At 70.6% G+C, this 7,405-nt stretch carries 4 protein-coding genes; 3 read left to right on the forward strand and 1 reads right to left on the reverse strand.

Going from position 1 to position 7,405, the window contains the following annotated elements:
* Positions 1 to 250 precede the first annotated feature (250 nt).
* Entirely contained in the window at positions 251 to 1,966 is a 1,716-nt protein-coding gene (locus WBL05_RS03950) for an NERD domain-containing protein (protein ID WP_424223884.1), read from the forward strand.
* A 158-nt stretch (positions 1,967 to 2,124) separates the two neighbouring features.
* Here WBL05_RS03950 and WBL05_RS03955 read toward each other — a convergent pair whose 3' ends face one another.
* Positions 2,125 to 2,811: a hypothetical protein gene (locus WBL05_RS03955; protein ID WP_424223885.1), complete on the reverse strand. Its 687-nt coding sequence runs from the start codon at positions 2,809 to 2,811 to the stop codon at positions 2,125 to 2,127.
* A gap of 262 nt (positions 2,812 to 3,073) precedes the next feature.
* On the opposite strand from WBL05_RS03955, the gene lysX reads away from it, so the two are divergent.
* Together lysX and WBL05_RS03965 are read left to right on the forward strand one after the other, a co-directional pair.
* Positions 3,074 to 6,463 (forward strand): bifunctional lysylphosphatidylglycerol synthetase/lysine--tRNA ligase LysX, encoded by a 3,390-nt coding sequence (gene lysX / locus WBL05_RS03960; protein WP_424223886.1) that lies wholly within the window; start codon positions 3,074 to 3,076, stop codon positions 6,461 to 6,463.
* Positions 6,464 to 6,470: 7 nt separating this feature from the next.
* Positions 6,471 to 7,405: saccharopine dehydrogenase NADP-binding domain-containing protein (locus WBL05_RS03965; protein WP_424223888.1), on the forward strand; the 935-nt coding region annotated here is incomplete at its 3' end.

Consider the following 7,405-nt stretch of genomic DNA (forward strand, 5'->3'; position numbering starts at 1 on the left):
CGGATGGAAGGCGGTGCCGGACTCGGGTGCGGGGGAGGGCGGCCGCAGCCGGCATTCTCGCCACTCAGATGGCTCAATCCCCAAGAATTCGGGATCTGGCACGCTGGATGGCCGAAAGCGGCCGTTGAATCGTTATGGCGTGAATCCAGCGTGCCAGAATCCGAAAAAGCGGCCGCACCCACCCCTCGAAGCAGCGAGCCCGAGGTGCTGATCCGCGTCCCCCAGCGCCGCCGGTGGGCGACAATCAGTCATGGCTGCACGCACGTATCCCACTGACCCGGCCTTCCAAACCGCGTCCGAGAAGGACGTCTGGCAGCGGGTGGTGAGGCAGTTGGGACCGGAGTGTGTGGTGCTGGCCAATGTCCGGGTGGCCGACGCCCACAAGGACCACGAGGCCGACCTGGTGCTGCTGGCGCCGGACTCCGGGATCGTGGTGGTGGAGGTGAAGGGCAGCCACGTCTGGGTTGAGGATGGCAAGTGGTTCATCGAGCGTGGCGAGGGGCCGGAGCGGATCCACCCGGTCGACCAGGCCCGGGACGCCCAGTACGCGCTGCGGCACTACGTCGAGTCCGATCCGCGTTGGGGGAGCCGTGGACGCGTCCGGTGGAGCCACCACGTGGTGCTGGCCCGCACCGACCTGGATGACCAGTTCGCCTTGCCCGACCTGCCGCGTTGGCAGGTGAGCGGATGCGGCGACCTGGCCGAGCTGGGGCAGCGGTTGTTCGACACCACCTGGCGCTGGCAACGGGACGCCGCGGCGCCGACCCGCGACGACGTCGAGCTGGCCCTCCGGATCCTGGCCGGCCGGTTCCCGCCGCCCCGCGACGTGGTGGCGGTGGCAGCCGACCGGGAGGACCGCGCCCAACGCCTGACCACCGAGCAGGCCAACCTGCTCAAGGTAACCCGGCTGCTCCCGCGGCTGGAGATCCGCGGCGGTGCAGGCAGCGGCAAGACGGTGCTGGCGATGCAGCAGGCGCGCGACCTGGCCTCAGGTCGGCTGCTCGGTGAGAAGAAGCGGGTGGCCGTCGTCTGCTACTCCTACGGGCTGGGCACCTACCTGCGGCGGTCGCTGCTGGTCGGGCAGCGGTCGCGGCGTCCGGCGTTCGTCGGCACGTTCGAGGACCTGGGCCGCAGTTGGGGCTTGAGCGAGTTCGGCTCCCGCGACGACTCCCGGTTCTGGGAGGTCGAACTGCCGCGCCGGATGGCGGCCGCGGTCGCCGAAGTACCTTATGAACGCAAGTTCGACTGCGTGATCGTCGACGAGGCGCAGGACTTCGCCGACGACTGGTGGTTGCCGCTGCTCGGCGCGCTGCGGGACGAGGAGAGCGGCGGACTCTACGCGTACTCCGACGAGCGGCAGCGGGTGTTCGCCCGGTTCGGCCGCCCTCCGGTCCAGTTGATCCCGCTGGTGCTCGACCACAACCTCCGCAACACCCGGCAGATCGCCCAGACGTTCGTCCCGCTGGCACCCACCGGCATGGAGCTGCGCGGCGGGGATGGGCCGCTGGTGACGTTCGTCCCGGCCGGCAAGGACGCCGCGCTGGCGGTCGCCGACGAGCAGGTGGACGTGCTGTTCGACGAGGGTTGGGACGCCGCCGACATCGCGCTGATCACCCTCGGCCAGCGGCACCCGGTCCAGGTCGAGCGGCAGGCGTCCCTCGGCCAGCAGGGCTACTGGGAGCAGTTCTGGGACACCGACGACATCTTCTACGGCCACGTGCTGGGCTTCAAGGGGATGGAGCGGCGGGCGGTCGTGCTGTGCGTGAATGAGGACGGCAGCCGCGACCGGGCATCCGAACGGCTCTACGTCGGACTGTCCCGACCCACCGACCGGCTCATCGTGGTCGGTGATCCGGACGCGATCCGGCGGATGGGTGGCGCAGAGGTGTGCCGGGAGCTTGGCCTGCCATTCGGTGACGGGCCGGACGCGTGGAGATCTCGGCCAGATTCCGACATGTCCCGATGAGCTGCCGGAACGGAACCGACGCGTGGCAAGTCCGAGCTGGTGTCAGATGGGTCTGCGAATCCCCTCGCGGCGGTTGGCTCCGCCACCCCGGCAGATGAACATGGGCTTGGTCACCACAGCGGTGGAGGTCGTCACTGGAGGAGATTGACGGGATCCGGTCAGCCGATCAGGAAGTGTCCGGTCACCAGGTAGCCAAGCCCGTCGACGACCAGCAGCAGCCCGGCTGTCAACCCGACCACCGTGACCACGCGGTGGATCCGGGCCGCGTTCCGGGTCCAGGCCCGTTCCAGTCGGGCGGCGGCCGTGCGCTGCCGGTCGAACAACGAGACCGCGACCAGCCCGATCAGCAACCACTGCGCGACCACGAACCAGATCACCAGACCGACCAGGTGCACCAGCACGTCGGAGTTGCGCGCGGTCACCGAGACGATGGCATAGAACGCCGGATCAAGCAGCGCGGTCAGCCCGAACGCCAGGCCGGCCAGCGCCATGGCGCCCACCGAGGAGCCGCGGGTCCGGTGCTGCTGCGGCGTCTCGGGCCTGGCGCCACGTCGCAGCCGCAACACCGCCCAGCCGAGAATGACGCCAGCCGCCAGCGCGACAAAGGCCCACACCATTCCCGGTAGCTGCAACCACGACTCGACCGTCGACACCAACGGCCCGACCACCCGGCCGGCCAGCACACCCAGCCCGATCGGGGCCACCGCCGAGGTCAACAGGAAGACCAGCGCGGCCCACCGCGAGGCACCCCGGGCCAGCGCGGCTCCGACCAGCAGGGCACCGTACGGGTCGAACCCGGCCACGCCCAGCCCGGTGGCCGCCAACACGAACCTGGGCCCCACCACCCAACCACCTCGCTGCCGCTCCAGAACAACAGGCTGCTGCCCGACCACTCCGGTCCGGCACCCGCTGCAATGGTCCCAGACCAGCCCATCCGCTTTCGTGCGACTGGCGAGCACGTCGCGGCAATCGATCATGGTCTGCTGTCGGACGACCCACGGTTGGCAAGCTCGTACCCTGACATTGGGTCGAGGCGGTACCAGGCCACTGCAAGGTCGTGCCTGCCGGACCGCACAGCTCATCGGTGCCGTTCGATGGGAGGACGCGGTGTCCATTCTCCAGTCCAGGGCCAACCAGCTGGAGCCGCACCCATGGGAGGAAGCGGCCACCACCACCCAGCCCGGAACCAGTCAGTTGGCGCCGCGATCCGGCCGCCAGTCGGTCCAGCCCGCCCCACCCATCACCGTGCCGCAACGTCGCGGCGCCCGATTCCTGACCTGGCTGTTCGCCCTGTCGGGGTTCCTGGCGTTCATCGCCTGGCTGGACAGGCGGGTCTTCCGGCACTACACCGAGCCGTTGTGGGCCGAGGTGGCCACTGTCGCCAACATCCCGCTGACCAGCTCGGCGGTGTCGGCGGTCGGTCTGCTGATCCTGGCCGTGGGTTTGTCGCGACACAAGCGGATCGCGCTGCTGGCCGTCATCGCACTGCAGGTGGTGGGCGGGCTGTGGGCGGTGCTGGACCTGCTCTACCTGTGGCAGGTCATTCCCAGCGTCCCGCGGGAACGCCCGGAGTCGGTGCCGTACCTGATCGCCTCCGTGGTGATCGCGGTGGTCAGCGTCCCGCTCCTGGTCAGGCTGCTGCCGGCGTTCCCGGCACGAGTACCGAGGGGCTCGTGGTGGGCGGCCGTCGCGGTGCTGCTCGGTGGCCTGGGGCTGGCTGCCGCCGCCACCCAGCTGTTCGTCCTGGTGAGCGACGAGGACACCGGCCCGGCCTGGCAGCAGACGCTGATCGCGTTGCTGCATGCCGTAGGTCTGCGCACCCCCGGGGGATGGCAGCACGTCGAGGTCGGACGCCTGGTGCCGCAGGTCAACGCGGTGATCATCGGCGCGGCACTGCTGGTCGCGGTCTGGATCTTCCTGCGCTCGGCCCGCTGGCGCGACTCCTGGACCGGGACCAACGAGCTGGCCGTCCGCAGGCTGCTCGCCGAGTACGGCGACGATGACTCGCTCGGCTACTTCAACACCCGACGCGACAAGCTGCTGCACTTCTCCGACAACCAGCGGGCAGCCATCGCCTACCGGGTCATCAACGGGGTCTGCCTGGCGTCCGGCGACCCGATCGGCGCGCCCACCAGTTGGCCGGACGCCATCGCGTCCTGGGAGGCGAACGCGCGGGTCTACGGCTGGATCCCGGCAGTGATGGCCTGCGGTCAGCCCGGCGCCCGAGCGTACGCGTCGGTGCTGGGTTTCGACATCCTGCGGCTCGGCGACGAGGCTATCCTCACCCCCAGTCGTTTCAAGATCAACTCCACGTCCCTGACCGAGGTGCGCCGGGCGGTGCGCCGGGCCCGAAGTGAGGGGCTGTGGACGCGTATCCGGCCGGCCGGTGAGCTGTCGGCCGAGGAGGGTGCCGAGCTGGCTCGACTCGCCGACCAGTGGCGAGCCGGCGAGACCGAACGCGGGTTCTCGATGGCGCTGGGCCGGTTCCCCGACCCCGCCGACGGCCGGGTGGTGGTGGTCGAGGTGCTGGACGCGTCCGACCGGTTGGTGGCGCTGCAGACCTTCGTGCCGTGGGGACGCCGCGGCCTGTCACTGGACCTGATGCGGCGCAGCCCGGACGCGCCCAACGGCACCAACGAGTTCCTCACCGCCGAGCTGATGGCCTGGGCCGAAGAGCACGGCATCGCCCGCATCTCGCTCAACTTCGCGTTCCTGCGCCGGGTCTTCGCCGAGGCCGAGCAGGTCGGCGCGTCCACCGTGGTCAGGGCCGGTTCGCGGGTGCTGGGCGCGTTCGACCGGTTCTGGCAGATCCAGCGGCTCTACCGGGCCAACGCCAAGTACAACCCAGCCTGGCAGCCGCGTTTCATCGCGCTGCCAGGTACGCTCAACGTCCTGCAGGTGGCAGTGGCCTGTTCGGCGGCAGAGGGGTTCATCCCGGACCTCAGTCCGAGGACCGGGGACGAGTCCCGCGAGCTGACCGCGTCCGAACTCGCCGAGGTGCACCAGATCGACACCCCCAGGCCGCCCACCGACGACTGGGCGAAGCGGGCCGGTGACCAGACCAGGCAACGGCTTCGGCACCTGGCCGAACTGGAGGCGTCCGGGCGTCCCGGCTACCCGGTGGGACGACGGCAGGCGGTCCGGCTGTCGGCGCTGACCGATCCGCTGGCGCAGGCCGACGGACGGGGCGTGGTCGGCCGGGTGCGGCGGATCCGCGACCTGGGCGGGGTCTGCTTCGTCGACCTGGTCGACGCCGGGGCGGGCGTCCAGTTGGTGGTGGACGCTGACCTGATCGGGCGTGACCAGGTGAGGGAGTTCTCCCGGCTGGTCGACTCCGGGGACCTGGTCGAGGTGACCGCGACGGCCGGGCGGTCGCGCAGCGGCACCCCGTCGTTGCTGGTCAGCGGGTGGCAGATGCTGGCCAAGTCGCTGCGTCCGGTGCCGTGGCAGGGGTTGGACGATCCGGAGGTGCGCTTGCGGGAACGCTCTCTCGACCTGGTGGTGCACCCGGACCGGCTGGACCTGCTCAACATCCGCAGCCGGGTGATCCGGGCGGTGCGCGAGACCCTGGTCGGGCAGGGGTTCGAGGAGGTTGAGACGCCCATCCTCGGGCTGACCAACGGCGGCGCCGTCGCCAAGCCGTTCCGCACCCACATCGACGCCTACGACACCGACCTGGTGCTGCGGATCGCTCCGGAGTTGGCCCTGAAGCGGCTGCTGGTGGGCGGGATGGGCGCGATCTTCGAGCTGGGGCGCAACTTCCGCAACGAGGGCGCCGACAACACCCACAACCCGGAGTTCACCGTGGTCGAGGCCTATGCGCCGTTTGCCGACTACACCGACATGCGGATCCTCACCCAGCGGATGATCCAGGCCGCCGCCATCGCCGTGCATGGCCGCCCGGTCATGCCGATCATCACGGACGGCAGCCCGGTGGTGCTCGACATCAGTGGCGACTGGCCGGTCGTCCCCGCTTGTCAGGCCGTGTCGGACGCCATCGGGCAACGGATCGGCATCGACACCGACCTGGACGAGTTGCTGCGGCTGGCCCAGGCCTACGAGATCGACGTGCGCAACGAGTGGGGAGCGGGTTCGATAATCGAGGCGCTGTACGACCACCTGGTCGAGCCGACCACAGTGAACCCCACGTTCTACTCCGACTTCCCGGCGGAGACCTCGCCGCTGACCGCGCCGCACCGCAGCCAACCCGGACTGGCGGAGCGGTGGGACCTGGTCGTCGGAGGGATGGAACTCGGCACCGCCTATTCTGAACTCACCGATCCCCGGACGCAGCGCCAGCGCCTCACCGAGCAGTCCTGGAAGGCGGCCCTCGGCGACCCGGAGGCGATGGAGATCGACGAGTTCTTCCTGCGGTCCCTCGAACTCGGCATGCCGCCCACTGGTGGCCTGGGCATCGGCACCGACCGGCTGGTGATGGCGCTGACCGGCACCACCATCCGGCAGGTGCTCGCGTTCCCGTTCGTCCGGCCGCAGTAGGAGCGGCATGAGAATCGTCCTGTTGGGTGCGTCCGGGAACGCCGGCCGCCGGATCGCCATGCTGCTGGGGCCGGGGCTGGCGTCCCACGACGAGGTGGTGCTGGCCGGACGCGACCGCGAGAAGCTGGCCGCCACCCGGGCCGTCGTCCACGGCCCGGCTGCAACCACCACCGCAGTGGTGGACGCCACCCGCCCAGCCGAGGTGCGCGGCCTGGTGGCCGGCGCCGACCTCGTGGTGGTCACGGTGAGCCGGCCCGACCTGGTCGGCGGGCTGGCCCGCACCGTACTGGACGCTGGCGCGGACTGGTTCGACACCCTGCTGTCCACCCAGGCCAAGTGGGACGCGTGGCGCGTCCTGGGCCCGGAGATCGAACGCCGGGGCAACTGCTTCGTCACCGACGGCGGTTTCCACCCCGGCCTGCCGGCGACCATGGTGCGGTGGGCGGCGTCCCAACTCGACGAGCTGACCGAGGCCGACGTGGTCGGCGCGATGCGGCTGGACTGGCTCGCCGACACCCTGGCCGACTCGACCGTCGCGGAGATGGTGGACGAGTTCGCGGTCTTCGACATGACCAGCTGGATCGACGGCGCGCGCCGCAGGGTCCGCTGGTCACAGTGCCCGACCGTCGACTTCGGGCCGCCGATCGGGAGGAAGACCCGCGTGCCGATGCCGCTGGTCGAGACGGACGCCCTGCCGGCGCTGTTCCCCAGCCTGTGGCGCTGCGGCTTCTACATCGGCGGGTTCAGCCCGGCCATGGACTACCTGGCGCTGCCGGTCCTGACCCTGATGGGGAAGGTGCCGGCGCTGCGCCAGGCGACCATCAAGGCGACCCGCTGGTCGATGGGGCGGCTGGCCAGCTACCCGCCACCGCACCGGCTCGTCGTCCGGCTGGATGCCCGCGGCCGGCGCAACGGGACGCCCAGCACGGCAACCGTCCGGGT

Source organism: Brooklawnia sp., from assembly GCF_049651565.1.
Taxonomy (GTDB): Bacteria; Actinomycetota; Actinomycetes; order Propionibacteriales; family Propionibacteriaceae; genus Brooklawnia.